The organism is Bartonella sp. HY761 (genome assembly GCF_026743145.1).
Lineage (GTDB): Bacteria > Pseudomonadota > Alphaproteobacteria > Rhizobiales > Rhizobiaceae > HY038.
This window is the reverse complement of sequence record NZ_CP104887.1, coordinates 2,765,253-2,791,438: the sequence shown is the minus strand read 5'-3', so window position 1 is coordinate 2,791,438 and position 26,186 is coordinate 2,765,253. Positions and strand designations below refer to the sequence as shown.

Here is a 26,186-nt window from a genome sequence, read left to right as displayed (position 1 = left end):
TTTGTAAAATGCGCAATGTGCTATTTTTTATGTTCAAATATGCCAAATCAAACCATAGGCTTAATTGGGACTTTAAATAGTGTATATAAAATGTCATTACCATCAGATGAGACAGATTTAAGGTTATTACAGTCTTGCTTTCCATGTGGTTGTCAAAACTATAATGAATAGATCCATGGCCTACCCATAAACCACCAGAGCCAATAACCAACTAAGCCTGAAAAGTGCAACCAAAAATAGCGCACAATTTTTCAAAACAAATAATCATTGAAAACCGAAAAAAGCCTGTCACACTTTAAAGGGCTAACTCTATATATAGTAGTTACTCCTTTTAAGAAACGGTTTCAAGTCTCTAGCATATAAAGATTATCGTAACCTTGGTAATTTTTGCTATATTTAAAGCCTATCATAAAAATTGCAACCTTGGAGGTGTTCTAAAATACGATTTTTGACAAATGATATTTAAATCGCAACAATTGCTGCAGTTTTTTTAAAACGGTTCATAAAGTTTCATTTTCTGAAATTGCTTCAGCGTAAATCTTGGTTCTAACCTGTCAAAAAAATTTCATTTAAAAAATCATGACGCATCTCATGATAAGCCATAAATATTCTGAATTACCTTGGAAGTTGCTTTCACCTCCACATGAACATAGCACCAAAAAATAGCGTAAATAAAAAAGCAGGCACATGATGTACCTGCTTTCTTTATAGTCAATCTCAATTGTTAGCCCTGCTTATATGCCTATAGGCAAAAATACTAACGCTTAATTTAGCTTAACTTAGTCATTGTTGCGGCGTGGACGGCGCTTGCGCTCTGGGCGGTCGCCACCATCATTATTGTCACCAGCATCTTCACTTGTGTTGTCTTGAGCAAGTTCTTTACCAGTTTCCTGATCAACAACCTTCATGGAAAGGCGTACTTTACCACGCTCGTCAAAGCCCATGAGCTTAACCCAAACCTTATCGCCTTCTTTAACTACATCGGTGGTTTTTTGAACGCGCTCAGGTGCAAGCTGTGAAATATGAACAAGACCATCGCGAGGACCAAAGAAATTAACAAAGGCGCCAAATTCTGCAGTTTTTACAACAGTACCATTATAAATCGCACCTACTTCTGGCTCATCAACGATTGAATGGATCCAACGTTTTGCAGCCTCAATGGTTTTACCATCAGAAGAAGCAATCTTAATTGTGCCATCATCTTCAATATTGATTTTCGCACCGGTTTGCTCAACAATTTCACGAATAACCTTACCGCCTGAACCAATAACATCACGGATCTTATCAACCGGAATGTTCATGATTTCAATACGAGGAGCAAATTCACCAAGCTCAGCACGTGATGAGGTAATGGTCTTTGCCATTTCGCCAAGAATATGCTCACGGCCACCCTTAGCTTGCTCAAGCGCAACCTTCATGATTTCTTCAGTGATGCCGTGGATTTTAATGTCCATCTGTAAAGAAGTAATACCTTGATCGGTACCAGCTACCTTGAAATCCATGTCGCCAAGATGATCTTCATCACCAAGAATATCAGAAAGAACCGCAAAGCGATCGCCTTCCTTGATAAGGCCCATTGCAATACCAGCAACGGGACGAGCGAGAGGAACGCCAGCATCCATCAAAGCAAGCGAGGTGCCGCAAACGGTTGCCATTGATGACGAACCATTTGATTCAGTGATTTCTGATACAACACGCATAGTATAAGGGAAGTTTGCTTTTTCAGGCAACATTGGGTGAAGCGCACGCCAAGCAAGCTTACCATGACCAATTTCGCGGCGACCCGGTGAACCAATGCGACCTGTTTCACCAACCGAGAATGGCGGGAAATTATAATGAAGCATGAAGGATTCTTTGATGAGGCCGGAAAGCGTATCGACATATTGCTCATCTTCGCCAGTGCCAAGAGTTGCAACAACAATTGCTTGGGTTTCGCCGCGTGTGAAGACAGCAGAACCATGGGTGCGAGGTAAAATGCCAACTTCAGCAACAATTGGGCGAACAGTAACAAGATCACGGCCATCAATACGTGTGCCGGTATCTAAAATGTTCCAACGAACAATTTTCGCCTGCAAATGCTTAAATACTGCTGCAATTTGTTCTGGTGCATATTCAGCTTCTTCGCCTTCTGGCAAGAATTTTTCAAGCACTTTTGCCTTTACAGCATCAACAGCAGCATAACGCTCTTGTTTAACAGTATTTTGATAGGCTTTGCGCAAATCTTTTTCGGCAAATTTGAGCATTTTCTTTTCAATTTCAGAAAAGTCTTCTGGCTCAAACTCGCGTGGTTCTTTAGCAGCAACTTCTGCAAGCTTGATAATTGCATCAATAACTGGTTGGAAACCTTGTTGACCAAATACTACCGCACCAAGCATAATTTCTTCATTAAGCTCTTGTGCTTCTGATTCGACCATAAGAACAGCATCACTTGTACCGGCAACCACCAAATCAAGCTTTGATTCAGGCATTTCATCGATATTTGGATTTAAAATATATTTGCCATTGATATAACCAACGCGTGCACCACCAATGGGTCCCATGAAAGGTACACCAGAAATAGTAAGTGCTGCCGAAGCTGCGACCATTGATAAAATATCAGGGTTATTTTCAAGATCATGCTGAAGAACAGTTACAATGACTTGCGTGTCATTTTTATAACCTTCAGGGAAAAGCGGACGGATCGGACGGTCAATCAGGCGTGAAACAAGAGTTTCATTTTCAGAGGGACGGCCTTCGCGCTTGAAATAGCCACCTGGGATACGACCAGCTGCATAAGCTTTTTCTTGGTAATTAACCGTAAGAGGGAAGAAATCCTGTCCGGCCTTTGCTTCCTTAGCGGAAACTACTGTTGCCATAACCATGGTTTCACCATAGGTTGCAATTACTGCGCCATCAGCTTGGCGGGCAATCTTGCCGGTTTCAAGGGTAAGCGGGCGGCCTGCCCATTCGATTTCTACTTTATGTGTATCAAACATACTTCGTCTTTCATTCATTTAACATACAAAACATATTTTATTATCGATCATCCATTGATCAATTAGATTACAAAATATGTTCACTTTTTAGACGGGCCATGGGCAAGACAACAAGCAGCTTTCAATTGAAAGCAGATTCACATGAGTTAACTATCTAAAGCGGCTAGCAATCCTGCCCCATGACAAGTCCCGAATTTACATGCATTTTTTGATGCCTATCATAATCTTGGATAGAAAGTATTTTTCACAGCAATTAATAATAGGTATCAAAATGATCGTTTATAATATCAGCGATATTATAAAAATAATCGTTTTTTGTGTGAAATTAAACTCATTGTTTTAAGGTGATAACCGATAAAACATAAGCGTAAACTTCAAAAATTTTACCCTGCCCCATATTCAAATGGGACAGGGCAATTTGGCTTAACGGCGCAAACCAAGCTTTGAAATCAAAGTCTGATAACGAGCAAGGTCGATTTTCTTAAGGTAATCCAAAAGGCTACGACGTTGCGAAACCAGTTTCAAAAGACCACGGCGAGAATGGTTATCCTTTTTGTGGGTTTTAAAATGCTCGGTAAGATTAACAATACGCTCTGACAAAACAGCAACTTGCACTTCTGGTGAACCAGTGTCACCGGCTTTTGTTGCATATTCATTGATAAGAGCTTGTTTACGTTCAGCAGTAATCGACATCATATATCCTTTCAAAAATTAAAGAAAAAACGCCCTAGCCGGGATGTCGTCCAGACAAGGGTTAAAAAATGTATGGATAATTAAATCCTAAATACAATGGCAAGCTTATAGCGTAATTGCGGCAATATTACCACCGCTATTATGGGTTTTAAAAAATTATCTTCCAAATGCGCCCTTTACATTAAAAACATCACCAATATCGATAGGTTTAAGAGACAGTTGCATGGAATTAGTAAGAAAAATAAATTAGGTTAATCCCGCATTTTGCAAAACTGCAATGAGAGGAATCACCTGCTTGCGGATTGATAGTAAGCAAAGGGATTATGCGCTAAATCAAGTTTTATTTAAATTAGAAGTCTTCCATATCACATAAAAATAATGGCAAAAACGTGGAAAAACATAAGGAACCGCGCAAAAGGCTTCCAGCTTGGTGTTGCACGCCATGAATGTCTATGCTAGATGCTCTTCAACTTTCAGTGTTGCCATTTTTGAAAAAATGCCTATTGTGCTGAAATTAATTGAAACCGAAAGGTCGAATCCTTTTTAAGGGTGGGCCTATGCTTGGGGAAAGAGACAAGTAATCGTGACAGAAACGTCTTCGCTTATTTCATCAGTTGCCCAGCGGTATGCAGGGTCCCTATTTGATCTTGCGTCTGAAGCCAACTGTGTCGAGGCTGTGGAAAAAGAACTTTCGTCTTTTGCGCAAGTTATTGCAAAAAATGATGACCTACAGTCTTTGATTGAAAGTCCGGTATTTTCAGCAGAGCAACAGCTTGCCGCTATTGATAGTATCGCCAATAAGGCTGGTCTTAATGGTGCAGGTCCAAAAGGGCTGACTGGAAATTTTCTCCGTGTTATCGCCGATCATCGGCGTTTAAATAAATTGCCTGAAATTATTAAAGGCTTTCATATTCTTGCTGCGCGTGCGCGTGGTGAGGTTTCTGCTGAGGTAATCTCAGCCCTTGCGTTAACAGACGTACAGGAAAAAGAGTTGAAAGCAGCGCTTAGTCAAGTGGTTGGTAAAGATGTTGCATTAAATGTAACTGTGGATCCAGCTATTCTTGGCGGTCTTGTTGTGCGCGTAGGTTCACGACAGATCGATACATCGCTGCGCACTAAATTGTCTTCGCTCAAGCTTGCACTGAAAGAGGTCGGCTGATGGATATTAAACCGTCGGAAATATCGCAAATCCTAAAAGAGCAAATTAAGAATTTTGGCCAAGAGGCTGAAGTTTCTGAAGTTGGTCAGGTATTGTCTGTGGGTGATGGTATTGCCCGTATTTATGGTCTTGATAATGTTCAGGCCGGTGAAATGGTTGAGTTCCCCGGTGGTATCCGTGGTATGGCGCTCAATCTTGAAGCTGATAATGTTGGTGCCGTTATTTTCGGACCTGACCGTAATATCAGTGAAGGTGACACTGTTCGCCGTACCAAGTCGATTGTGGATGTGCCAGTTGGCCCAGAATTGCTTGGCCGCGTCGTTGATGCACTTGGTAATCCAATTGATGGCAAAGGTCCAATCAATGCAAAGGAACGCCGCCGCGTTGATGTGAAAGCACCTGGTATCATTCCACGTAAGTCTGTTCATGAGCCAATGTCAACTGGTCTTAAAGCCATTGATGCGCTTATCCCAGTTGGTCGCGGTCAGCGCGAATTGGTAATTGGCGATCGTCAAACTGGTAAGACTGCAATTATTCTTGATACTTTCCTTAACCAGAAGTCAGTGCACGATGCTGGTCCTGAAAAAGACAAGCTTTATTGCATTTATGTTGCTGTTGGTCAAAAACGTTCAACCGTTGCACAATTTGTGAAGGTTTTGGAAGAACGCGGCGCTCTTGAATATTCAATCGTTGTTGCAGCTACCGCTTCTGAACCAGCTCCAATGCAATATTTGGCTCCATTTGCAGCTTGTGCAATGGGCGAGTATTTCCGTGATAATGGCAAGCACGCTCTTATCGCTTATGATGATTTGTCTAAGCAAGCTGTTGCTTATCGTCAAATGTCCTTGCTTCTTCGTCGTCCGCCAGGCCGCGAAGCTTATCCAGGTGACGTTTTCTATTTGCATTCACGCCTTTTAGAACGCGCTGCAAAGCTTAACGACGATAATGGCGCAGGTTCATTAACCGCGTTGCCAGTTATTGAAACTCAAGCAAATGACGTTTCTGCCTATATTCCAACCAATGTGATTTCGATTACCGATGGTCAGATTTTCTTGGAAACTAATTTGTTCTATCAAGGTATTCGCCCTGCTGTTAACGTTGGTCTTTCCGTATCACGCGTTGGTTCATCAGCGCAGATTAAGGCAATGAAACAAGTTGCAGGTTCGATTAAGGGTGAGCTTGCTCAGTATCGTGAAATGGCTGCCTTCGCGCAGTTCGGTTCGGATCTTGATGCGGCAACTCAGCGTTTGCTTAACCGTGGTGCCCGTTTGACTGAGCTTTTGAAACAGCCGCAATTCTCACCGCTTAAAACCGAAGAACAAGTTTGTGTGATCTTCGCTGGTGTGAACGGCTATCTTGATAAGCTTGCTGTTAATCAGGTCGGTAAATTTGAACAAGGTCTGTTAGCCTTGCTTCGTACCGAGCACAAGGATATCCTTGAAGGCATTCGCGATCAAAAGCAGGTAACTGATGAGCTTAAAGGCAAGCTTGTCGAATTGCTTGGCAATTATGCAAAGAACTTTGCTTAACACTGACGGGACGGTTTAATGGCTTCGCTAAAAGATCTCAGAGACCGTATCGCCTCAGTTAAGGCGACGCAAAAAATTACCAAGGCGATGCAAATGGTCGCCGCTGCAAAATTGCGTCGCGCCCAAGAGGCAGCTGAGGCTGCGCGTCCATATTCTCAGCGTATGGCATCTGTTCTTGCCAATATCGCTGCTAATGTAAGCCCTGAAGATGCGCCGCGTTTAATGGCAGGCACAGGCAATGACCAAGTACATCTTGTTGTTGTTTGTACAGCCGAGCGCGGTCTTTGCGGTGGCTTTAATTCGCAAATTGCGCGTCATGCTCGTGAATATATCCGCACTCTTTTGCAAGATGGTAAGCAGGTGAAACTGATTACTGTTGGTAAGAAAGGTGCAGATATTCTAAAGCGTGACTTTAGCAAGCTTATTATTGATCATGTTGATTTGCGTGATGCCAAACAAGTTGGTTTTGCTCATGCACAGCGTATCTCCAACAAGATTGTCAACTTGTTTAATGATGGTGGATTTGACGTTTGTTCATTGTTTTATTCCGAATTTAAGTCGGTTATAAATCAAGAGCCAACCCGTTTGCAACTCATACCAGCAAGTGCAGGTGACGTTGTTGCAGATAATGCCGATGTCAATGGCGCGCTTTATGAATATGAACCAGATGCTGCATCTATTCTTGATGAACTCATCCCACGAAATTTAACTGTTCAGGTATTTCGGGCATTGCTTGAAAATGCTGCCGGTGAAATGGGTGCTAAGATGAGCGCTATGGATAATGCAACGCGTAATGCTGGCGATATGATCAACAGATTGTCGATCACCTATAACCGCCAACGTCAGGCGCAGATTACAACAGAATTAATTGAAATTATCGCAGGTGCTGAAGCGCTGTAATAAGCGTTTTATTTCCTGCTATCATTTACAATAATGAAACAAAAGGGGCAAAACCTTGAAGCATTTTAAACAATGCCGCATAATTGCCCCAATACTATTTAACCCATGCAGCGGCAGAAACTGCAACAGCTGCGTCAATAACAGGTAAAGGATCCTTTAGGATGGATACATCAAAAGGTCATGTCGGTCGCGTCAAGCAGATTATCGGTGCTGTCGTTGACGTTCAGTTCGATGAGCATCTACCGCTCATTCTTAACGCCATTGAAACAACAAATCTCGGTAATCGTCTTGTTCTCGAAGTTGCACAGCATCTTGGTGAAAATACTGTTCGTTGTATTGCTATGGACTCGACTGAAGGTCTTGTTCGCGGTCAAGAAGTAACAGACACTGGCGCCCCGATTTCAGTTCCAGTTGGTGAAGGTACGTTAGGTCGTATCATGAACGTTATCGGTGAGCCTGTTGATGAAGTCGGTCCGATTGTTGCCTCTGCAACACGCGCTATTCACCAGCCAGCTCCAGAATATGTTGAGCAATCAACAGAATCTGAAATTCTCGTCACTGGTATTAAGGTTGTTGATCTTCTCGCACCTTATGCAAAGGGTGGTAAGATTGGTCTTTTCGGTGGTGCGGGCGTTGGTAAAACCGTTCTCATCATGGAGCTCATCAACAATATCGCGAAAGCCCATGGTGGTTATTCTGTATTTGCCGGTGTTGGTGAACGTACGCGTGAAGGTAACGATCTTTATTACGAAATGATTGACAGTAAGGTAAATGTTGATCCTAAGGAACATGATGGTTCTGCGGAAGGTTCAAAATGCGCCCTCGTTTACGGTCAGATGAATGAGCCTCCTGGGGCCCGTGCTCGTGTGGCTTTGTCAGGTCTAACCGTTGCTGAATATTTCCGTGATGCTGGACAGGACGTTCTTTTCTTCGTAGATAATATTTTCCGCTTTACACAAGCAGGTTCTGAAGTGTCAGCGCTTCTTGGCCGTATTCCATCAGCTGTTGGTTATCAGCCAACCCTTGCTAATGAAATGGGCGCTTTGCAAGAGCGTATTACAACCACTAATAAGGGTTCGATTACTTCAGTGCAGGCTATTTACGTTCCTGCCGATGACTTGACCGATCCTGCACCAGCAACATCATTTGCTCACTTGGATGCAACAACTGTTCTTTCACGTAGCATTGCTGAAAAGGGTATTTATCCTGCGGTGGATCCACTTGATTCATCAAGCCGTATGCTTGACCCACTCGTAGTTGGTGAAGAGCATTATGAAATTGCCCGTCAAGTGCAGACCATTTTGCAGCGTTATAAGTCATTGCAAGATATTATCGCAATTCTTGGTATGGATGAGCTATCAGAAGAAGATAAGCTGACTGTTGCTCGTGCACGTAAGATTGAACGCTTCTTGTCACAGCCATTCCACGTAGCTGAAGTATTTACTGGTTCACCAGGTAAGTTGGTTGCTCTTGAAGACACGATTAAAGGGTTTAAGGGTCTTTGCGCAGGTGATTACGATCACCTTCCAGAGCAAGCTTTCTACATGGTTGGTTCTATTGAAGAAGCAATCGAAAAAGCTCAGCGTCTTGCTGCCGAGGCTGCTTAATAAATATTGGCGCTGTTATAGATATTGTTTATAACAGCGCTTAGTTCGACTGATTTTGGTTTAATTATTTAAGGGTACTGTTGTTCCAAGGTAATTTCCCAAAATATTATCAGCGCAAGCTGAATATAATTATTTTATATCTCTTTGTTTTGTTGCATAGCTATTCACCTCATTTTTTGAAGGGATTCTATGCTCTAATGATTGAAAGCAAATGAACATGGCCGATACCTTTCAATTTGAACTCGTTGCACCTGAAAAGCTTCTTCTTTCAGAACAAGCGCTTGAAGTTCAGCTTCCTGGCAGTGAAGGTTATTTGACAGTAATGGCCAATCATGCGCCAACAATGACCCGTCTCATGCCCGGCGTTGTACGTGTAAAAATTGCTGGCAAGGACGAAAAGGCTTTTGTGGTATTTGGCGGTTTTGCCGATATTACCCCGCAATCTTGCGCAATTTTAGCAGAAGCTGCTCATCCTTTGGAAGCTTTTGATCCAGCGGAGCTTGAAGAGCGTATCGCTGCTGCCAAGGCTGAACTTGATGGTGCTACCAATGATGATCACCGTAACCGCGCTGAAGATTTCTTATATGAGTTAACCACCGTGCGCGGCGTTCTTACTATGGCTTAAGCAAAGTGCTGTTGATACGGCAGTTTTGGTTGTCGAATTACGAATTTTTTAAACAACGAAAGATTGCCTCTTTCGTTGTTTTTTTATTGCCGAAAATGTCGTGCTTTCGGTAGATTTAGTTTTACACCAGTCAATGCAATATTGAGGTTGAATCGCACAATTGAGGGGGGTATCACAAATAAGGTTAAATGGTGTTAATTAATAATTCGGAGATGCCATGCTGTATATTATCGGGCAAACCAAATATTGGTTAAATGAAAAAGACGACGATATTCATTTATATATCAATGATAAGCTTATACACATATTCAAACGGCCAATATATCCGGCAAGTCTTACAATTGTTGATGAACATACACTTTATTGTTGGTTCTGCACTCGGCTCGCAAAAATCCAAAATAAGCGGGTGGTAATGGAGTATGATGAAGAAAACGAAATGCGGGCCATTTTCATTGTGAATGATGAAATGGCTATTTTAGTAACTGAGTTATCGATAATGTGGCGTTCGTTAGCTGATTGGTCAAAGCTTTATGAATATGATCACTATGATGTAATATTGGAGTATAAAATTATCGCCTTTAATAAGGTATATATAAAAGATTTTGATGGTGTAGAATATCTAGTTAACCTAAATGGTCATGTAAAAAAGCTTGACGCGAAGTTTATGTAAAATTTTGGAATTTCATAGTAACTTTCAAAGAGTAAGCGCCCTAAAAGATATGCTGATATAAAAACACCACAGCGCTTCAATTTGTAAAATTTGATTATTCCCAAAAAATCGATAAATGGGTAAAATAGCAATATTATTATAAATGGAAGGCTCGTGTTTAGTTTTTGGTTAAAAGTTCTCTCGCGCCTTTTTGTAAATATGGTGTGAGCTCATCAATCTCCACACGCATAATCGGTCCTTCACAATTGCGATCCGCCGTGGAAATGGACTTGTTACCAAAGGCGATGGAACGATTATCCGCATAAAAAAATGTAAGATAATCCGCCATAAAATCTGCGCATTCATCCCACTCCACCCAATCTTTTTGCTTTCGATTTTTAATATGTTGGTTTTTAAGAAATTTTAAAAAATTCTCTCTAGTTGGCAAATTGTATGAGTTATCTGTCTTGTCGCCGTAAATTTTCGCAAAATTAAAGATTTTTTGCCAATCTAGCTCGCGTCCCAAAGTCATAACAATAGCTGTCTGTTGTGTAAAAATTGTTGGGTGTGCACCGCCGCAATAGGCATCGATTGATTGTTCATACACCAACAAATTTTTTGATGCATATATGACATCAACCTTTTGGAATTCAAAGCCTGTCCGTCCAGCCCAAGGCGCTACTTCATAATATTGGCTAGAAAGACATTCAAATGCACTTTGTGATAGTTGCCAAAATTGGTCTTGGAGCTGTTGATTGACACTATTTTTAATGGCGTTATTAGGAAAATCTACCAATTTGAAAAACGTAATATTGTTTCGCGGATCTTTGACATATTGCCAACTTATTCCATTTTGTTGGCGTATTTTTCCAGTTTCTTTAACGTGCCCTTGAAGCTTGAGCGTATCATAAGGTGAGAATTCGCCATTAGATGAAGAGTAATAATATCCTCCCGAATAGCGATCTACTTCCTCAAGCTCAAATTTGGTCGCCATCTTTTTGTAGTCGAATTCCCAAATGCCCGAATATTTTTTTTCATCAAACACGCCTATAAAGCGCCCTTTTGGTCGCACGAAAACTGGACCATCAGCAAAATATTCATCAAATTTTTGATATGGATAGTCCTTTAACGGATAGGGCTCAGCGATGCTTGCTATCGTTCCCTTTATTGGAATATCAATGCCTGACTTTTCGTAAAAATAGCGTCCCCTTACGACTTTATCAGGTCTAAATGACAGTTCCATAATAATCGGTGAGTAACCGATAGTTCCTTTATAAATAATCCGTTCATCATAATCAAACTTCGCCAAAATCACTTGGTATTTATCTGACAATTCGTCGAAATATTTAAAACCATTTTGCTTTAGCAGTTTAATGAAATCTTTGCGATTAATGTCCGCTCTTGCTTCTTTTGCAACTAGCCTAAATACAATATCGATAATTTCATCTTTAAAAAAATATTTGCGTTTTGCGTCTATATTACCGTCAGGAAGTTGGCTAAACTGCCATGTCGCATAACCACTGCCAAGACCGATATCTGAAAGAGCTGATTGATTGGCCTTGTCAGTATTACCTTCTAATGCCCATATATCGCCATCCGTTCTCATACGGCCAATGAAGGAATTGTCAGAAAAGCGGTAAAGTTCGAGCACAACAACATAATCATCAATATCTGCAGCATAGATAAAATGATCTAACGCTTTTGCAGGAACTGTTGCTGTTAAGAATAATAAAACAAAACATAATAAACGCTGAACCATTTTTTTTTTCTCACAAATTTTCATCATGAAAATAAGAATATGCTTTATATTGATTTACATCATGTCGGTAAAATAGGCTTAAATATATGCTTTTTATTATTTCATTCGCTCATAGAGCTAAAACGTTCTAAAATACGCTTTTTTAAAACTTCACGCACGCTGCGATAGGCATCTAAGATTTGCTCGCGTGAGCCCGTTGCTAAAGCAGGATCAGGCATTGGCCAATATTCAACATCGACTGAAAAAGAGCGCATTTCTTCTAATACCGCATGGTGAGCCTGCGGCGTTAGCGTAATGATAAGGTCAAAGAAACCATCGGATAAATCTTCCAATCCGCGTGGGTTATGGCTATCAAGAGATAGACCTTCTTCGGCTATAATGGCTGATGCAAATGGATCGCGTTCACCGCGATTAACGCCGGCTGATGCGACATAAATTTTAGGGAAAAGATGATGCATTAAAGCTTCTGCGATAGGCGAGCGGATGGAATTCATGCCGCATACAAAAAGCACCGAGCTTGGTTGTGATACTTTTGGTAAAAAATGATCCATATCAACCCCGCCAATGTAAAACGCATAAAAGTGTAAAAAGTCGGCGAGCGGTTTTAAAATCCATATCTATTTTACCGCTTAACCGATCTAGCAGGGTTTGTGATCCTTCATTATGCAAGCCGCGCCGCCCCATATCAATCGCTTCAATCTTGCTCGGTGCGGCAAGGCGTATGGCTTCATAATAGGATTCACATATTAAAAAATAGTCTTTGACTACACGCCTAAATGGTGTGAGTGACAAAATATGGGTGGTAACCCATGTTCCGTCACTGCGTGAAATGTCAAAGACAAGGCGTTTTTCAATTAAGGACAGTTTAAGATTATAGGGCCCGCCAATATCATCGCCAGAGGGAAAAAACTGGTTTTCCTCAATAAGATCGAAAACGGCTACTTCGCGCTCATGTTCAACCTCTGGAGTGGAGCGGCCTATGGTCTCGTCAAATTCAATACCAATCAACCGCGCATTTTCATTAAATTCACTCATTGAGTTCTAACCTTAAAGTCTTTTGCGTAAGCGTCAATATGGCTTCGTAAAATTTTAAAGATTTAACCGCACTGCCACCGAATAAGCATGGCCGTCTAACCCTTCTTCTTCAGCAATGCGAATGGCGGCAGGTCCAAGCACGCGCAACTGTTCGGCATTTAATTTCATCACTGAACTACGTTTCATAAAATCAAAAACCGAAAGCGGAGAAGAAAAACGAGCAGAACGCGCCGTTGGTAAAACATGGTTTGAACCGCCAACATAATCACCAATAACTTCAGGCGTGTAACTGCCAAGAAAAATTGCGCCAGCATTGCGTATCATTGGCAATAAAGCATCTGGGTCTTGTACGGCAAGTTCCAGATGTTCTGCCGCAAAGCGATTAACCAATGGCATTGCATTTTGAAAATTATCAACCAAAATAATTGCACCAAAATCACGCCAACTCTGCTCGGCTATTTTTGCGCGTTTGCGTATTTTGAGTTGCGCTTCAACCGCTTTTTCAACTTCTTTAGCAAAAGCCTCATCATTGGTGATAAGTACTGATTGAGCTGCAACATCATGCTCAGCTTGCGCTAATAGGTCAGCTGCAATCCAATCAGCATTATTATTTTTGTCCGCTAGTACCAAAATTTCAGAAGGGCCAGCAATCATATCAATGCCAACAATGCCAAATACTTGGCGCTTTGCTGCGGCTACATAGGCATTGCCGGGCCCAACAATCTTGGCAACAGGTGCAATGGTTTGTGTACCATAGGCAAGGGCAGCAATCGCTTGTGCGCCGCCAATGCGATAAATTTCATCAACGCCGGCAAGTTTTGCAGCGGCAAGCACCAAGGGGTTAATTTTGCCATCAGGGGTTGGTACCACCATGACAAGGCGCTCTACACCCGCAACTTTTGCAGGAACGGCATTCATCAATACCGAGCTTGGATAGCTTGCCGTGCCACCTGGTACGTAAAGCCCAACAGATTCAACCGCTGTCCACCGCCAACCCAGTTCAATTCCCAAATCATCGCTAAATTTTTTGTCCAGTGGCAATTGGTGTTGATGATAGGCCTTGATGCGGTCATGGGCAAGTTGCAACGCTGCCATTGTGTCACTATCAATACTTGCAGCAGCAGTTTCAATATCCTGTTGGCTTATCGCAATGCCCGTTTCGCGAAGGTCAATGCGATCAAATTGCAGGGAATATTCAATTAGGGCTTCGTCACCATTTTCGCGCACATGATGGATAACAGCACGCACAACATCGTCAACATCTTGGGAGACTTCTCTTTTAGAGCCGAGAAATTGTTTAAATTTTGCTTCAAAATCATTGTTTTGTTGACGAAGAACAAGAACCATTTTTATCCTACCCATGCATAAAGGCAATAGCAATGCCTTTGCTGCGCATTATTTGCGACACTTAAATTATACTCTAGGTGAAATTGCCTTAATATCGACAAAAGCGCAAGGGGTGAGAATAAATGTTTAGGCTAAGATTTATTAAGCGTTGAATAAAGGCTGGCAAATCAAATCCATTTCCATTCACATTATTAGCTCTATAAATTGTACGAATTATTAAACGGCAAGTGCTATAAGTAAATGTGATTTTCTATTTTTTTAAAAAAATGCTTTAGATATTGTTCAGAATATTTTTCGGCAAAGCCAATGATTTTGCGGTTAAGTCTATTATATAAATAAATTAGTTAGCTTTTTATTGGAGGGTGGTATGGAACGACCAAGAATACTGGTTTTAGGTGCTGGCGGAATTGGGGGCTATTATGGCGGGCGTCTTGCCGAAATTGGCGGCGATGTTACTTTTTTGGTTCGTGAAAAGCGACAAGCTAATATTGAACAAAACGGGCTTGTCATTGCAAGTCCTGCAGGCAATGCAATTATCAATGCAAAAACCATACTTGCTAGCGAGTTGCAGCCAAATTATGATTTCATATTTTTAACCTGTAAAGCCTATGATCTTGATGACGCTATCGCCGCTATTGCTCCGGCTATGGGGGAGGGGGCATCGCTTGTTCCGTTTTTAAATGGTATGGCGCATATGGATAGACTGAATGAGATTTTTGGCAAGGCCAATGTTCTTGGTGGTTCAGTTATTATTCAGGCAACGCTTGGGCAAGATGGTGTTATTCACCACCTTAATAATACAGCAACATTGGTTTTTGGTGAGCAAGATGGCGGTTTGAGTGAACGCACTGAAATGCTGGATAGTGCTTTTAATGGTGCTAAAGGATTACAAGTTTCAGCCGTTCCTGATATTTTACAAAGAATGTGGAATAAATGGGTGCAGCTATCGGCTTTTGCCGGCATGACTTGCCTAATGCGTGCAAGCCTTGGCGATATTAATCGCGCTCATGGCGGGCGTGAAGCCATGTCGCGCTATATCATAACCAATGCGGAAATTGCCGCCCATTATGGATTTGCGGTTAATGCAGATGCTTTTGATGCTATAAAGCATTTTTTGCTCGATGATCAATCAGTTGGCACATCTTCAATGTTACGCGATATAGAACAGGGCAATCGTGTTGAGGGTGATCATATTTTAGGCGACCTTTTACACCGCGCTGAGGCTGCAAATATAAAGCATCCAATTCTTGAGCTCGCCTATAGCCATGTCAAAGCATATGAAGAGCGTAAAAAACGTGAAACTAGTCCACGTTAATATTTAGTTGTTATAGCTTTCTTTTGCTTATTATTACATTCTGGTTTTGTCAGTCTATCAAGGTAAAACCAGAATAAAGTAATGCCTTTAAAACATGCGTCCACCAAGTGGTACCATTTTATCGGGAGTTAGCAACACAACATCGCCTTTTTCATCGGGAAGTCCAAGCGTTAGCACTTCAGACATAAAAGGGCCAATCTGGCGTGGCGGAAAATTGACCACCGCTAAAACCAACTTTCCAACAAGATCATCAAGCTGATAATGATTGGTAATTTGTGCCGATGATTTTTTAAGGCCAATGTCAGCGCCAAAATCAATCAGCAATTTATAAGCAGGCTTTCGTGCTTGCGGAAAAGTCTCAGCTTCAATTATCTTGCCAACACGGATATCAACTTTTTCAAAATCTGCAAAATCGATCACTTTTATCTCCTAGGTCAAAATGAAATTGAGCATAATAGCTTCACTTGCGAGACAAAACCATCACAGATTGCCGCGATTGGTTGCAACCCATATACCAATCTGACGAATGGTTTCCGTTGCAATTGCGTCATATCCGTCTTTGGTGATACTTGCCCAAAAGCCATCACGCGCCGGTACCAATACACGATTTAGCACATATTTTCCTTCAATGCGGTGTAGTCGTGATCCATCCTTATCGACAATATCGAAGACATAAAGAACCATATTTTCGTCAGGGCTTTCATCAACTATAACCGAGAAGTAGCCCTTAATATAATATTGCGCTTTATCAGGCATGCCGCGGTAAATTTTGATTTTTTGCTCATCACCTTCATCAATGAAGGCATCGCTGAGTTGTTTGGCCGCAGCAACGGTTGCATTATCAAGGGAAATAATACCAAAGGCAGGACTTGAAGCAGTTTTGCTGCCAAGTCCTAGATGCTGACATCCTGTCAAAATTAAAACAGTAAATATAGAAAAAATAGTAAAAATTTTGTTTTTCATCAAATTTTCAACATTTCGAGAAATCATGAAATTATTTTAAACGCAATTTACAATAAAAAAAGCGATATTTTTGCTTTATGCATGAATTTTTTGCAATAAATATTAATTGCAAAATTATCTGCATATATGAGAGCTTGGAAATACTCAATTTATTTAAACTCAATATATCGTAATATATTTTGATATTTTATAAAACAGCAATAATTTTGCCGGTGATGTATTGCGAGTAATCATCAAAGATTTTATTTAAAAGCTGGCAAAACGCCTAAAGCGGTTCAAACTGCTTTAGGCGTTTAACGGTTTAACGCAAAATTGGATTTAACGTGTGGCGTGACAGCGGCTTTGCACCTTCTTCATCAATAAGATAAGAAGCGCCTAGAGTCATTGCTGTACCACTATCTGAATCAAAAAGCATGGCATGGGCAAAAAGCGTCATGTCGGGTGCAATTTCAAACGGGCTTTCTGCTTCAAAATGTTCCATTTCCATCCATGTTGGTGCAAAGCGGGCACCAATGGAATAGCCACAAGAACTCAAACGATGGCGCGTTAAGTCATGCTTTTCCATAACGGCAGTAAATGTATCAAAAATACCGGAAAATATTGCCCCTGGTTTCATTGCCGTTTGAATAGCTAAAATGGCTTCAAATGCTGCATCATAAAGCTGGTGATGGCGCGGTGTTGGAGTGCCGATCAATATAGTGCGCAACATCGGAGCATGGTAGTGGCGATAGGCTCCGGCCCATTCAAGGGTTAATTGGTCATTGTCATCAAGCTTGCGTCTACCGGTTTTGGAACGACATAAAAGCGCATCCTTACCTGAACCAATAATATAATCATTGGCGGGAAAATCACCGCCACCAATAAAATTAGCGCTAATCATAGCAGCTAAAATATCACCTTCATCGCTGCCTGCTTGAATTTTGGGTAAAGCCGCATCAAGCACATCATCGGATAATTGCGCAGCTTTTTTAATGTAGGTAATCTCTTCTTGGCTTTTTATTAAGCGTAGATGGTCAATCAAACCAGAAATATCAACAATTTTGGCAAAGCTGGTCAATTGCTCGTCAACAAGGCGGCAACTTGCACCATCAAGACCATAGGAGCGATATTCCAAACCAATACGACAACCCAAAAGCTCCATATCGTTTAAAAGATTGCGTAAATCAAAGGCGGGATTGGCGTTTTCACGGTCACGCCAAATAACAATATTTTTGATTGTTGATGTTTCTTGTGCTTGGCGCAAATCTGGTAAACGCGTTAATAATACTTTTTCACCATTAGCTTTAACAATAAGGCATTGAAAGAAACAAAAGCCAAATGTATCAAAGCCCGTCAACCAGTAAAGACTTTCTTGTGAAAAAAGTACCACGGCATCAAGTTTATCAATCGTCATTTTTTCGATTAGGCGGGCTTCACGCTTTTTAAATTCTTCAGTAGAAAAATATAAACCCATTCTTATTCCCCTAGCATAATCGCTGAAATTTGCCGACCATAATCCATCTCATTTTGATGGGTTTTACGACGATATGAAAAAAAACGTGCCTGATCAGCATAGGTGCACAGGTTAAGTGCATAATCCTTCACTTTATTACGGCGCAAACGGACAGTTAAAAATGCCCACAAATTGAAAAAATAGTGGTCAGCGCGGTTCGATGGTCGAAAGTAAACCATATTATTAGCATCAAGGTCAAGAAAGCTATGCAAAAACTCTGCGCCAACTTCATAATTATTGGGGCCAATGCAGGGGCCAACCGCAACCGCTATGTCTTCGCGCTTACTACCAAGGGCTTCCATGGCGGCTATGGTATTATCAATAATACCATAAAGCGCACCGCGCCAACCCGCATGGGCTGCACCAATAATTCCACCCTTACTATCCGCAAATAATAAAGGTCCGCAATCGGCAGTTAAGATGCCAAGCGCAAGCCCCGGCACATTGGTTACCATGGCATCAGCCTTTGGACGCTCACTCGAAAAAGGCGCTGTCACTGTTACGACATCGCATGAATGCACCTGATAGCAAGTCAAAAGCTTGTCGCTAGTAATATGAAAATTTGCAGCCACACGATTGCGGTTCTCAAGCACCAAATTGGGCTCGTCATCAGAGCCTTGACCAAGGTTAAGGCTCTCATAAATGCCACTTGATACGCCGCCTTGACGGGTAAAAAAGCCATGTTGTATCTGCGCGCCGCAATGATCGTTAAAAGCGGTGTTTATAATCGGCATAGGCTTATTATTCATGCTGTTTTTCCGCCTTTTAACTGTTTTAGAATTACTGATCAAAGGGTATTATAGGGGTATTTTTATCACTTACACATAATACTTTAAAGAGCCCGCCCATTTTCCCACCTATTTTCCCACTAATTTTATCATCACCTGCGAGCCGCTCAACATCATTGCGGATTTTCTCTTGAAATAGGCTGTCGCGACCTTGCCCAAGAGTTTGCGCTCGCTCAATTAGCCCTAAGGACAATAAAAATTCGCCTTGAGTGGTCATATAGGTTTGACAATGCATTAGCTGCGCGCGTTGGTTAAGGGCGGCAAAATCCACATGTGATGTTAAATCATCTTTTCCAGGGCTTGCAAGAGGATCACTAAATTGATGTTTTGACATGGCTTGCAATGTGTCAGCCGGTTTTGGCTCAATAGCACCATAATCAATAATCAAGGCAGCACCGCGATATTGCACAATATGGCTGGCTATTTCATCCATCAGGCTTTCACGCGCTGGCGACACCTCGATAATATCACCTTCTTTTATAATTGGTAGGGCATAGGGTAAGGCTGGTGGTGAAATAATTGAGCCCAAACCAAAAATAAGAGCCATTTCATTCTTGCTGTCAGGCGAAACACCAACCATTCTTTCTCGCCAATTTTGACCATCAAAAAAATATTGATAGATCGGCAAACAGTCAAATAATTCATTGGCAAGCAAAATAACCGGCATCGCCGGTAGTAAGCTAAAATGATCAATCCATGTAATATTGCTATTATGGCTGGCAAGACGTTGTTTTTGCTTTTCTCGCAATTTCGGGCTAGTTTCAATAAGAAAAACTTTCGCCGCGTTAAAACAGTTCAAATCTAGCTTTTTAATGGTGCGCAAAACATCGTCCATTAAGGTACCGCGACCAGGACCCATTTCACATAAGCTAAAATCAGCAGGTTCCCCCATCGCACGCCATGATAAAACAACCCAAACACCGAGCATTTCTCCAAACATCTGGCTTACTTCGGGTGCGGTGATAAAATCACCATCACGGCCGAAGGGATCAGCAGTTTTATAATAGCCATATTGTGGATCAGCCAAACAAAATGTCATGAATTGGCTAATGCTTAAAGGACCATGCTCTTGGATGGTTACAATAAGCTTTTCCTTTAAACTATTAATGTTTGCTGATGTCATCATCATTATTAAACTTGTTGTGCGGTTGCTTTATTGCTGATCAAAGCATAGATAATCATGCACAAACCAACGCCAACCATTGGTAGTGATAATAGCATGCCCATGGTGAGCCAGTCGCCATTTGCATCGGCATTTAATAAATGAATAGCTGTGTCGCGATTAGGCCAACCAAGGGCGAAAAAACTGCCACTCGGCTCGCGGAAAAACTCAACAAAAATACGGGCAAGTCCATAGCCCATAACAAATGTACCGCTAACAAGGCCCGGTTTTTTCAAGGCTTTGAACGCAAAAATGATGATTGCTAGCACAATAAACAGTAACAGTCCTTCGGTAAGCGCTTCATAAATTTGGCTTGGATGACGCGGAATGCCGCCTGCTTCTCCAGGAAATAATACAGCCCAAGGAATAGTAAAGGCTTCGCGTCCCCATAATTCATTATTTATAAAGTTACAAACGCGCACAACACCAAGGCCAACCGGCACACCGGCGGCAATGGTATCAAACATTGAAAATGTATTAATTTTGTTTTTAAGTGCAAAAAATACCATGGCAAGTGCCATGCCAATAAAACCACCATGAAATGACATGCCGCCATCCCAAACGGCGATGATTTTACCGGGATTAGCAAAATAAAAATCAGGGCGGTAAAATAATACTTCACCTAAGCGACCACCAACAACGACACCTAGTACTGCCCAAATAACAAAATCATCAAGCTTGTTTGGTTCCATTGGCGGTTGGTTATTTTTCCATAATTGTGGGCGGCGCAAGAGAAATGTACCATACCACCATGCAAAAAGAATGCCGACAACATAACCAAGGCCATACCAACGAGGCTCAAAAGGACCAAGATGGATGATTACAGGATCAATATTGGGAAATGCCAAAGCGCTAAAAGAAAGAATACTACCCATTTAATTACCCTGTATATGCATGGTGGTTCGACGTCACCAAGATGAAAAACATTTGGCTAGAAAATAAACTTTTCGACACATCTGTCAAATTTAAAAATCCTACCAGAAATACCCAAAATATTCGTTTTTACGAGAAAGTGCTTTTATTTTTTTTTGCCTGTATTAAATTAAACCTACCAACTTAACATTTCACCCTATATGAGAGGGTGAGCTGCACAATTTAAGGTGTGATCCTTATATTGTTTAAAATATGTCAATGAAAAGAGGAATAAATAATATGAGCAACGGATCTAACCGTATTTTTGATGATTTGGCAAAGCTTGCAACTGATGCAGCTGGTGCTGCACAAGGCGTGCGCCAAGAAGTAGAAACCGCATTTCGCGCCCAAGCTGAGCGTGCTGTCAATAAGCTTGATCTTGTCAGTAAGGAAGAATTCGAAGTAGTAAAGGCGCTTGCCGTTAAAGCACTTGATGCGAATGAAGCATTGCAAAAACGGGTAAAAATTCTGGAAGAAAAACTGGATTTGGCTAATAAAGCTTAAAAAGCGATTAATAAAACGTAAAGTTAAAAAGTAATCCCCATTTTTTTAACGCCTGTTGAAAAGTCAAAAAGCTATATTATCAGAATCTCTTAGCTTGGCCGGAAAAATTTTTTCCGGCCTTTGTTTTTTTTAACCACAGCTTTTTTGAATCGGGGGACTAGCACTTACAACGCCAATCAATACACTGAAAACACTTGTTGATTCGTATAAGGGTCATTCAAGCGTATGAAAATATGGTGGTTTGTTTGTCGTTCGCCTAATTTCATAGTCATTGTGTTTTTGCGTCAAAAAATAATTACTTTTGTCGTGCGCAGGCTTTGTCTTGTCGCGCAAAGTTATTATTCTGCTTTTTAATGGCTTTGCGCGTGGTTTTGAACGCTAGCATTGCTCTTTTAAAAAGCAAAAGAGTTTAAATATCGATCTTGCATTTAAAATGCTGATTTTTGGAATGATAGGAAAAGAAATGAGACTTGTTCATGACGCCAAAGAGCGTGAGGCACATCCAGTTGATGTGATTGAACAGATTGCATATGGGCATGACTGGTCTTTCGAGCGCACAGCCGAAGATGAAATTGCTGTTTGCATAACTGGCAGCAAAGCCGAATATTATGTTTCATTTTCATGGATGGAAGACTTTGAAGCCTTGCATCTTGCTTGCTCTTTTACCTTAAATGTTGACGCATCGCGTCGCAGTGAAATGATTGATCTTTTGTCGATTATCAATGAAAAAATGCTAGTTGGTCATTTTGATTATTGGACAGAAGATCGTGCCGTTATGTTTCGGCAAACGCTGTTGTTAAGCGGCGGGTTACATCCCAATGATGCACAGGTGAAGATGCTTTTAATGACAGCGCTTGATGCATGTGAAGAACATTTTGTCGCTTGTGAGAGTGTTGCTCGCGATGGGATGGATGCACAAGTCGCGCTGCGCCATGCAATGTTTGAAACAATTGGCAATGCTTAAGCATATTAATAGTTTAGTGTTTTATCTCTATTGGATATTATTTTATTGAGATTTTAGCATGGGGCTATTGGTTATGTGCACTTGTAAAAGCATTTTATGGTGATTTACGTTTTGTTTTTGAAATGCAGTTATTGAAGAAAATTTTAAATAATTGCTTATTCTTGATAAGATAACTTGCCCATATTGTATTTGTTCTAAAATGGCTTCATCTAGGTTGGATAGTGTATTATTGCGGTTGGAATAATAATCTTTACCAAAAGCTGCGACGTTAGATAGATGGAAACTGTATTAATCAAAAGTTACATCGAAATAATCCGACAGATAATTTGCCGCAATATCGGCAAGTTCAACTCCATCATAAGGTGTTTGGTGGTCCGCATAATTTGCCATTGAATGCTGGCAAAGTGCAAAATCTTTCCAGATTAATTCAATTTTTTTGTTTTTTTTAAGGGCTTGCAAGCATTCTTCAAAGCTATTTAGACAGCCTCCCATGTAGCCAAACTTACCCCATAAGGCATAACCAAGTTCGCAATAAAATGCGAAATAATCAGTGATATATTTACCTTCAAGAATAATTTGATTTTTGATTGGTGTTGTTTGGACACCCGTTATACAAAGGCTAGCAGCAATATAAAGCTGCTTTTTATCGCCAATAAGACCAAACCATGGTCTGTGGTCTTCATTGGTAGAAAATGCGTCGATGAGGGCGAAAACGCCAAATTGATAAGGTTTAGTTGGTACGGGTTGATATTCTTCTGCTTCAATAAGATTTATATTGATGACCAGATTGTTGAAAAATTTTTCAAAGCTAAAAATGTAAATATCAATGAAAATCTCCTTTTGATAACCATAGACTTTAATGAGATATTTTTGTCCATTTTTTAAACGGCTTAAACACGATTGATCGGGATAATCGCAGGAGAACGTAAATTCAAAATTATTGGCAAATATATCGAAGCATTCAATAAAATTTTGCATTTCAAACAGTGGAGCTTCTGTTTCATAATCACATAGAATAAATTTTTGCATGGCAACCAATTTTATCTTAAATTTTTGGCAAAATGCCTATTTTAAAATTAAAGTCATATGAGAGGATAATGCATCGACGATTTTATCAACTATTTCATGTCGATCCATTTGATAGGGGTAATTATTTTCTATTGAATATTTTGCAGTTTCAAAATCATGCCAAGTTAGGCTAACTTCAGAGTAACCTTTACATTCGCAAAAGCAATCAACTAATCCATCTAAGCAACGCCCCATATAGCCCAGACGCCCAGCAAAACCGTAACCAATTTCGCAAAAAAAATGAATAATAATCAGTAATATATTTTTCCTCTATCGTTACTGACTTTTTTGCAACTCTTTTTGGTATACCGCTATAAAAAAGGCAAGTCGCCGTATAAAGCTTTTTGCGTTTGCCAATCATATTAAGCCACGGTCGCTCAATGGGCAAGCTATAACTTGACGCAACAGGGTGAACATTCCAAAAGCTCGCATATTGCAGCTTATAAATAATTTGTTTCCTATTTTTTCAAAGGATTCAATATAAAGCCTATGTCTATCATTGCCTCTTGGGTGGAAAAAATCAATTTCATAAAATGTTTCGGGCCTTAAATTTTGCAAATCATAATTTGAAGGGGCATCGCAAACCAAAATGCCGTTTGATCCATCGTCATAAATATCAAAGCGTTCAGTAAGACCATTCATCGCGAAAAGCTTCTTTTTGCTATCTTCTTCGCATAAAAAATATTCGATCGAGTTAGGCATTGCCAATATATTTTCTTAGTTTCAGTTTTAAAATCAACTATAGAGCCAAAATTTATAATAAACAGATTATAAAATCGTAATAACTAAAAATATAATCGGCACCTTGATGCATATTGGTTACTTGTTTCATTAAAACAATCATAGAATGTCTAATTTCATTAAAATTGTATTGCCCTATATTGCGTTGTATATATTTACATCAAATTATGTGTTAAGGTTCAATATTTTTGTGTATCAACGCTTAGGTTTTTCCACTTTGCCAAGATATTCACTGCAAGGTTGTGGCAAAGCCTATCGGGTGCCATTAAAGCAAGATCTAACCATTTTTCGCCGCGTCTTGGGAACTGATGAAGTTTTTCTAATACAGTTTTCAATAAATCACATATAAAGGGCGACCATTCTGGGCTTTCAATCAAGTTTTCTTGGTTGAGCCATGGAAGTAAAATTTGGTTTTCGGCTAATAAAAGTGCCGCATCAAAAAATTGATCATTATCGGTATCAAAAAGAATGGACCAATAGTTCATTTGCGGTATGGTGCGCTGGCGTTCAAAATAATAAGGCCAAGCATCTATATACATAAAAGGTGCGGCTTCAGCAGCGCTTACAAACTCTAAGTCATCACCAAATTGCAATTTACGTAAAATTTGTGCTTTCCAACCTTGCCGCCGCGCCATATGGTTAATCGCTAAGATTGTTTTTTGGCGAAACTCCAAAGACCAACCAAGGCGCTCCAGATTTTGCCATTTTTCTTGATGCTCCTCCTCTAGCAAGGATTTTATGCAGAGCAAATTTTTAAACAGTGTGACATCCTTGATAGCCGCATCAGCCGCACTGTCCAATAATAGAGAAAGTGCCTTCGTACCTTGAATGAAAAAGGCTATAAGATAATCACCATCTTCATCAGGCCGCATAAGCACTGCCAAAATTCCAGCCGCTGCCAACAGCAATTTATCATCAGGTTCAAACGCTTCCAGCGCATGAACGAGCCCACATTTGGTCGCACATTTTAACGCGCATATTGGCTGCGAACATGCAGTTTTATAGCCCTCACATAATAACCAATGGCGGATTTCATTATTATTGGTTCCCACAAGGCGGTCCATAATGAATAGGCGTCCCTTGCCATGAGTTTTACGTGCCAATTCCCATGCAATATAGTCATGCTGTTCATTTGGATGGATTTCCATCAACACAATAAAGGCAAAAAGCGTAAAAGCTTCATGGCTGCCAAGCAGCATTAAAAATTCTTTATCACATGATTTTGGCTCGGCAAGACCAAGCAATAATAGGCCTGCGCAAACGCCAAGACGATCAGGACTGGCTTTAATCAACCAAAGGCTTAAACTGCGTAATTCGTCAATACCGATTGAATCATCTTCATTGACAAGATCAACCAGTAGGAACAGCATATCATGACTATGAATATCAATTGTCAAACGGTTGTAAAATTCGTTAAGATTGTGAGCATCAGGATGCTGGGCGGCGCGGCGCATAAAAGGCAATATGCCCATGGCTTCTTGCTGTAAATAGCCTTCTAAGGTTTGCTTATCAATAATTGCGCTATCTTGGTAGGAACCAGCATTAAAGGCAAATGAATCAGGTAGTTCTACCCCTTCAAAACTTGCCCCTTGTGGTAAGGACCTTAAAAATTCATAGATTGAAGGACGTTCAAAGCGTCCAATGTCAAGCAGTGCCGTTGCTTCTAATGGTATATCTGGCTTTTTATAGTAATCAAAAAAATTAATGACAACGCCCATTTAAGCTCCATGTGAAGCATATCGTCCAAATTAACGTGCTATGCTCTCATAAATTTTTACCGCATTTTGCGTCAAAACCGTTGGGGAGTAATCAAGACTAAGCCTTTAGACTTTTACAAAAGCTATTTTTTGGCAGACAAGACAATGCAGTATAAAACTAGACTATTACAGTTAGGTTTTATACTGCAAGCCTTTTTTTTAAACAAGCGAAAATACGAGCTAAAATTGATTTAATTGATTGTTTCACCGTTCTTAATGAGGTTACACCAACCTAAAACACG

General features: G+C 40.6%; 23 protein-coding genes. 9 read left to right on the top strand and 14 right to left on the bottom strand.

Going from position 1 to position 26,186, the window contains the following annotated elements:
• Positions 1 to 779 precede the first annotated feature (779 nt).
• Positions 780 to 2,975 carry a polyribonucleotide nucleotidyltransferase gene (gene pnp / locus N6A79_RS12065; protein WP_268546127.1) on the bottom strand — a complete coding sequence of 732 codons (2,196 nt, stop codon included), beginning with the start codon at positions 2,973 to 2,975 and terminating at the stop codon, positions 780 to 782.
• A gap of 423 nt (positions 2,976 to 3,398) precedes the next feature.
• Positions 3,399 to 3,668 carry a 30S ribosomal protein S15 gene (rpsO, locus tag N6A79_RS12060; protein ID WP_182419757.1) on the bottom strand — a complete coding sequence of 90 codons (270 nt, stop codon included), beginning with the start codon at positions 3,666 to 3,668 and terminating at the stop codon, positions 3,399 to 3,401.
• Between the two features lie 583 nt (positions 3,669 to 4,251).
• Here rpsO and N6A79_RS12055 point away from each other — a divergent pair.
• The 6 genes from N6A79_RS12055 (at position 4,252) to N6A79_RS12030 (ending at position 10,158) form a co-directional block, all read left to right on the top strand.
• Positions 4,252 to 4,827: a F0F1 ATP synthase subunit delta gene (locus tag N6A79_RS12055; protein ID WP_262078825.1), complete on the top strand. Its 576-nt coding sequence runs from the start codon at positions 4,252 to 4,254 to the stop codon at positions 4,825 to 4,827.
• Positions 4,827 to 6,356 carry a F0F1 ATP synthase subunit alpha gene (atpA, locus tag N6A79_RS12050; protein ID WP_182417871.1) on the top strand — a complete coding sequence of 510 codons (1,530 nt, stop codon included), beginning with the start codon at positions 4,827 to 4,829 and terminating at the stop codon, positions 6,354 to 6,356. Before N6A79_RS12055 ends, atpA begins: the two co-directional genes overlap by 1 nt.
• An 18-nt stretch (positions 6,357 to 6,374) precedes the next feature.
• On the top strand, positions 6,375 to 7,256 hold the full coding sequence (locus N6A79_RS12045) for a F0F1 ATP synthase subunit gamma (RefSeq protein WP_182417870.1): 882 nt from the start codon (positions 6,375 to 6,377) through the stop codon (positions 7,254 to 7,256).
• Positions 7,257 to 7,417: 161 nt separating this feature from the next.
• Positions 7,418 to 8,863, top strand: coding sequence for a F0F1 ATP synthase subunit beta (atpD, locus tag N6A79_RS12040; protein WP_182417869.1), 1,446 nt, complete (start codon positions 7,418 to 7,420; stop codon positions 8,861 to 8,863).
• Positions 8,864 to 9,080: 217 nt separating this feature from the next.
• A complete protein-coding gene (locus N6A79_RS12035) occupies positions 9,081 to 9,488 on the top strand; it encodes a F0F1 ATP synthase subunit epsilon (RefSeq protein WP_182417868.1) in 408 nt (135 codons plus the stop codon).
• 217 nt (positions 9,489 to 9,705) lie between these two features.
• Positions 9,706 to 10,158, top strand: a complete 453-nt coding sequence (locus N6A79_RS12030; RefSeq protein ID WP_268546125.1) for a hypothetical protein — start codon at positions 9,706 to 9,708, stop codon at positions 10,156 to 10,158.
• 157 nt (positions 10,159 to 10,315) lie between these two features.
• On the opposite strand, the gene N6A79_RS12025 is transcribed toward N6A79_RS12030, so the two are convergent.
• The 4 genes from N6A79_RS12025 to hisD all read right to left on the bottom strand — a co-directional run bounded on the left by N6A79_RS12025 (position 10,316) and on the right by hisD (position 14,278).
• Positions 10,316 to 11,896, bottom strand: a complete 1,581-nt coding sequence (locus tag N6A79_RS12025; protein WP_268546124.1) for a hypothetical protein — start codon at positions 11,894 to 11,896, stop codon at positions 10,316 to 10,318.
• Positions 11,897 to 11,997: 101 nt separating this feature from the next.
• Positions 11,998 to 12,447: an arsenate-mycothiol transferase ArsC gene (locus tag N6A79_RS12020; protein WP_262078820.1), complete on the bottom strand. Its 450-nt coding sequence runs from the start codon at positions 12,445 to 12,447 to the stop codon at positions 11,998 to 12,000.
• Position 12,448: 1 nt separating this feature from the next.
• Positions 12,449 to 12,931 carry a UPF0262 family protein gene (locus tag N6A79_RS12015; RefSeq protein WP_268546123.1) on the bottom strand — a complete coding sequence of 161 codons (483 nt, stop codon included), beginning with the start codon at positions 12,929 to 12,931 and terminating at the stop codon, positions 12,449 to 12,451.
• A gap of 54 nt (positions 12,932 to 12,985) precedes the next feature.
• Positions 12,986 to 14,278 (bottom strand): histidinol dehydrogenase, encoded by a 1,293-nt coding sequence (hisD, locus tag N6A79_RS12010; RefSeq protein WP_268546122.1) that lies wholly within the window; start codon positions 14,276 to 14,278, stop codon positions 12,986 to 12,988.
• 367 nt (positions 14,279 to 14,645) lie between these two features.
• On the opposite strand from hisD, the gene N6A79_RS12005 reads away from it, so the two are divergent.
• Positions 14,646 to 15,593 (top strand): 2-dehydropantoate 2-reductase, encoded by a 948-nt coding sequence (locus tag N6A79_RS12005; protein ID WP_268546121.1) that lies wholly within the window; start codon positions 14,646 to 14,648, stop codon positions 15,591 to 15,593.
• Positions 15,594 to 15,680: 87 nt separating this feature from the next.
• Here N6A79_RS12005 and N6A79_RS12000 read toward each other — a convergent pair whose 3' ends face one another.
• The 6 genes from N6A79_RS12000 to lgt form a co-directional block, all read right to left on the bottom strand.
• Positions 15,681 to 16,019 (bottom strand): tRNA-binding protein, encoded by a 339-nt coding sequence (locus N6A79_RS12000; protein ID WP_268547590.1) that lies wholly within the window; start codon positions 16,017 to 16,019, stop codon positions 15,681 to 15,683.
• A 54-nt stretch (positions 16,020 to 16,073) separates the two neighbouring features.
• On the bottom strand, positions 16,074 to 16,556 hold the full coding sequence (locus tag N6A79_RS11995; protein ID WP_182417860.1) for a hypothetical protein: 483 nt from the start codon (positions 16,554 to 16,556) through the stop codon (positions 16,074 to 16,076).
• A 301-nt stretch (positions 16,557 to 16,857) separates the two neighbouring features.
• Complete coding sequence (locus N6A79_RS11990) at positions 16,858 to 18,009, bottom strand: M24 family metallopeptidase (protein WP_268546120.1); 1,152 nt, start codon at positions 18,007 to 18,009, stop codon at positions 16,858 to 16,860.
• A 2-nt stretch (positions 18,010 to 18,011) separates the two neighbouring features.
• On the bottom strand, positions 18,012 to 18,797 hold the full coding sequence (gene pgeF / locus N6A79_RS11985; RefSeq protein ID WP_262078814.1) for a peptidoglycan editing factor PgeF: 786 nt from the start codon (positions 18,795 to 18,797) through the stop codon (positions 18,012 to 18,014).
• Positions 18,798 to 18,828: 31 nt separating this feature from the next.
• Positions 18,829 to 19,965 (bottom strand): class I SAM-dependent methyltransferase, encoded by a 1,137-nt coding sequence (locus tag N6A79_RS11980; protein ID WP_268546119.1) that lies wholly within the window; start codon positions 19,963 to 19,965, stop codon positions 18,829 to 18,831.
• Positions 19,966 to 19,967: 2 nt separating this feature from the next.
• Positions 19,968 to 20,873, bottom strand: a complete 906-nt coding sequence (gene lgt / locus N6A79_RS11975; protein ID WP_262078812.1) for a prolipoprotein diacylglyceryl transferase — start codon at positions 20,871 to 20,873, stop codon at positions 19,968 to 19,970.
• Positions 20,874 to 21,150: 277 nt separating this feature from the next.
• Between lgt and N6A79_RS11970 the strand changes: the two genes are divergently transcribed.
• Both N6A79_RS11970 and N6A79_RS11965 read left to right on the top strand, forming a co-directional pair.
• Positions 21,151 to 21,414 (top strand): accessory factor UbiK family protein, encoded by a 264-nt coding sequence (locus N6A79_RS11970; RefSeq protein ID WP_182417856.1) that lies wholly within the window; start codon positions 21,151 to 21,153, stop codon positions 21,412 to 21,414.
• 463 nt (positions 21,415 to 21,877) lie between these two features.
• The gene (locus N6A79_RS11965) at positions 21,878 to 22,378 is read left to right on the top strand and encodes a YbjN domain-containing protein (protein ID WP_182417855.1); all 501 of its coding nucleotides are present in this window, start codon (positions 21,878 to 21,880) and stop codon (positions 22,376 to 22,378) included.
• 288 nt (positions 22,379 to 22,666) lie between these two features.
• Here the strand turns inward: N6A79_RS11965 and N6A79_RS11960 are convergent, their stop codons facing one another.
• Together N6A79_RS11960 and N6A79_RS11955 are read right to left on the bottom strand one after the other, a co-directional pair.
• The gene (locus tag N6A79_RS11960; protein ID WP_268546118.1) at positions 22,667 to 23,407 is read right to left on the bottom strand and encodes a hypothetical protein; all 741 of its coding nucleotides are present in this window, start codon (positions 23,405 to 23,407) and stop codon (positions 22,667 to 22,669) included.
• A 959-nt stretch (positions 23,408 to 24,366) separates the two neighbouring features.
• A complete protein-coding gene (locus N6A79_RS11955) occupies positions 24,367 to 25,905 on the bottom strand; it encodes a hypothetical protein (RefSeq protein ID WP_268546115.1) in 1,539 nt (512 codons plus the stop codon).
• Positions 25,906 to 26,186: the final 281 nt, after the last annotated feature.

What these genes read in the sequence shown, in the direction of transcription:
- pnp (WP_268546127.1), bottom strand. Translation starts at nt 2,975, where the DNA reads ATGTTTGATACACATAAAGTAGAAATCGAATGGGCAGGCCGCCCGCTT.
- rpsO (WP_182419757.1), bottom strand. Translation starts at nt 3,668, where the DNA reads ATGTCGATTACTGCTGAACGTAAACAAGCTCTTATCAATGAATATGCA.
- atpA (WP_182417871.1), top strand. Translation starts at nt 4,827, where the DNA reads ATGGATATTAAACCGTCGGAAATATCGCAAATCCTAAAAGAGCAAATT.
- N6A79_RS12045 (WP_182417870.1), top strand. Translation starts at nt 6,375, where the DNA reads ATGGCTTCGCTAAAAGATCTCAGAGACCGTATCGCCTCAGTTAAGGCG.
- atpD (WP_182417869.1), top strand. Translation starts at nt 7,418, where the DNA reads ATGGATACATCAAAAGGTCATGTCGGTCGCGTCAAGCAGATTATCGGT.
- N6A79_RS12035 (WP_182417868.1), top strand. Translation starts at nt 9,081, where the DNA reads ATGGCCGATACCTTTCAATTTGAACTCGTTGCACCTGAAAAGCTTCTT.
- N6A79_RS12030 (WP_268546125.1), top strand. Translation starts at nt 9,706, where the DNA reads ATGCTGTATATTATCGGGCAAACCAAATATTGGTTAAATGAAAAAGAC.
- N6A79_RS12025 (WP_268546124.1), bottom strand. Translation starts at nt 11,896, where the DNA reads ATGGTTCAGCGTTTATTATGTTTTGTTTTATTATTCTTAACAGCAACA.
- N6A79_RS12020 (WP_262078820.1), bottom strand. Translation starts at nt 12,447, where the DNA reads ATGGATCATTTTTTACCAAAAGTATCACAACCAAGCTCGGTGCTTTTT.
- N6A79_RS12015 (WP_268546123.1), bottom strand. Translation starts at nt 12,931, where the DNA reads ATGAGTGAATTTAATGAAAATGCGCGGTTGATTGGTATTGAATTTGAC.
- hisD (WP_268546122.1), bottom strand. Translation starts at nt 14,278, where the DNA reads ATGGTTCTTGTTCTTCGTCAACAAAACAATGATTTTGAAGCAAAATTT.
- N6A79_RS12005 (WP_268546121.1), top strand. Translation starts at nt 14,646, where the DNA reads ATGGAACGACCAAGAATACTGGTTTTAGGTGCTGGCGGAATTGGGGGC.
- N6A79_RS11995 (WP_182417860.1), bottom strand. Translation starts at nt 16,556, where the DNA reads ATGAAAAACAAAATTTTTACTATTTTTTCTATATTTACTGTTTTAATT.
- N6A79_RS11990 (WP_268546120.1), bottom strand. Translation starts at nt 18,009, where the DNA reads ATGGGTTTATATTTTTCTACTGAAGAATTTAAAAAGCGTGAAGCCCGC.
- pgeF (WP_262078814.1), bottom strand. Translation starts at nt 18,797, where the DNA reads ATGAATAATAAGCCTATGCCGATTATAAACACCGCTTTTAACGATCAT.
- N6A79_RS11980 (WP_268546119.1), bottom strand. Translation starts at nt 19,965, where the DNA reads ATGATGATGACATCAGCAAACATTAATAGTTTAAAGGAAAAGCTTATT.
- lgt (WP_262078812.1), bottom strand. Translation starts at nt 20,873, where the DNA reads ATGGGTAGTATTCTTTCTTTTAGCGCTTTGGCATTTCCCAATATTGAT.
- N6A79_RS11970 (WP_182417856.1), top strand. Translation starts at nt 21,151, where the DNA reads ATGAGCAACGGATCTAACCGTATTTTTGATGATTTGGCAAAGCTTGCA.
- N6A79_RS11965 (WP_182417855.1), top strand. Translation starts at nt 21,878, where the DNA reads ATGAGACTTGTTCATGACGCCAAAGAGCGTGAGGCACATCCAGTTGAT.
- N6A79_RS11960 (WP_268546118.1), bottom strand. Translation starts at nt 23,407, where the DNA reads ATGCAAAAATTTATTCTATGTGATTATGAAACAGAAGCTCCACTGTTT.
- N6A79_RS11955 (WP_268546115.1), bottom strand. Translation starts at nt 25,905, where the DNA reads ATGGGCGTTGTCATTAATTTTTTTGATTACTATAAAAAGCCAGATATA.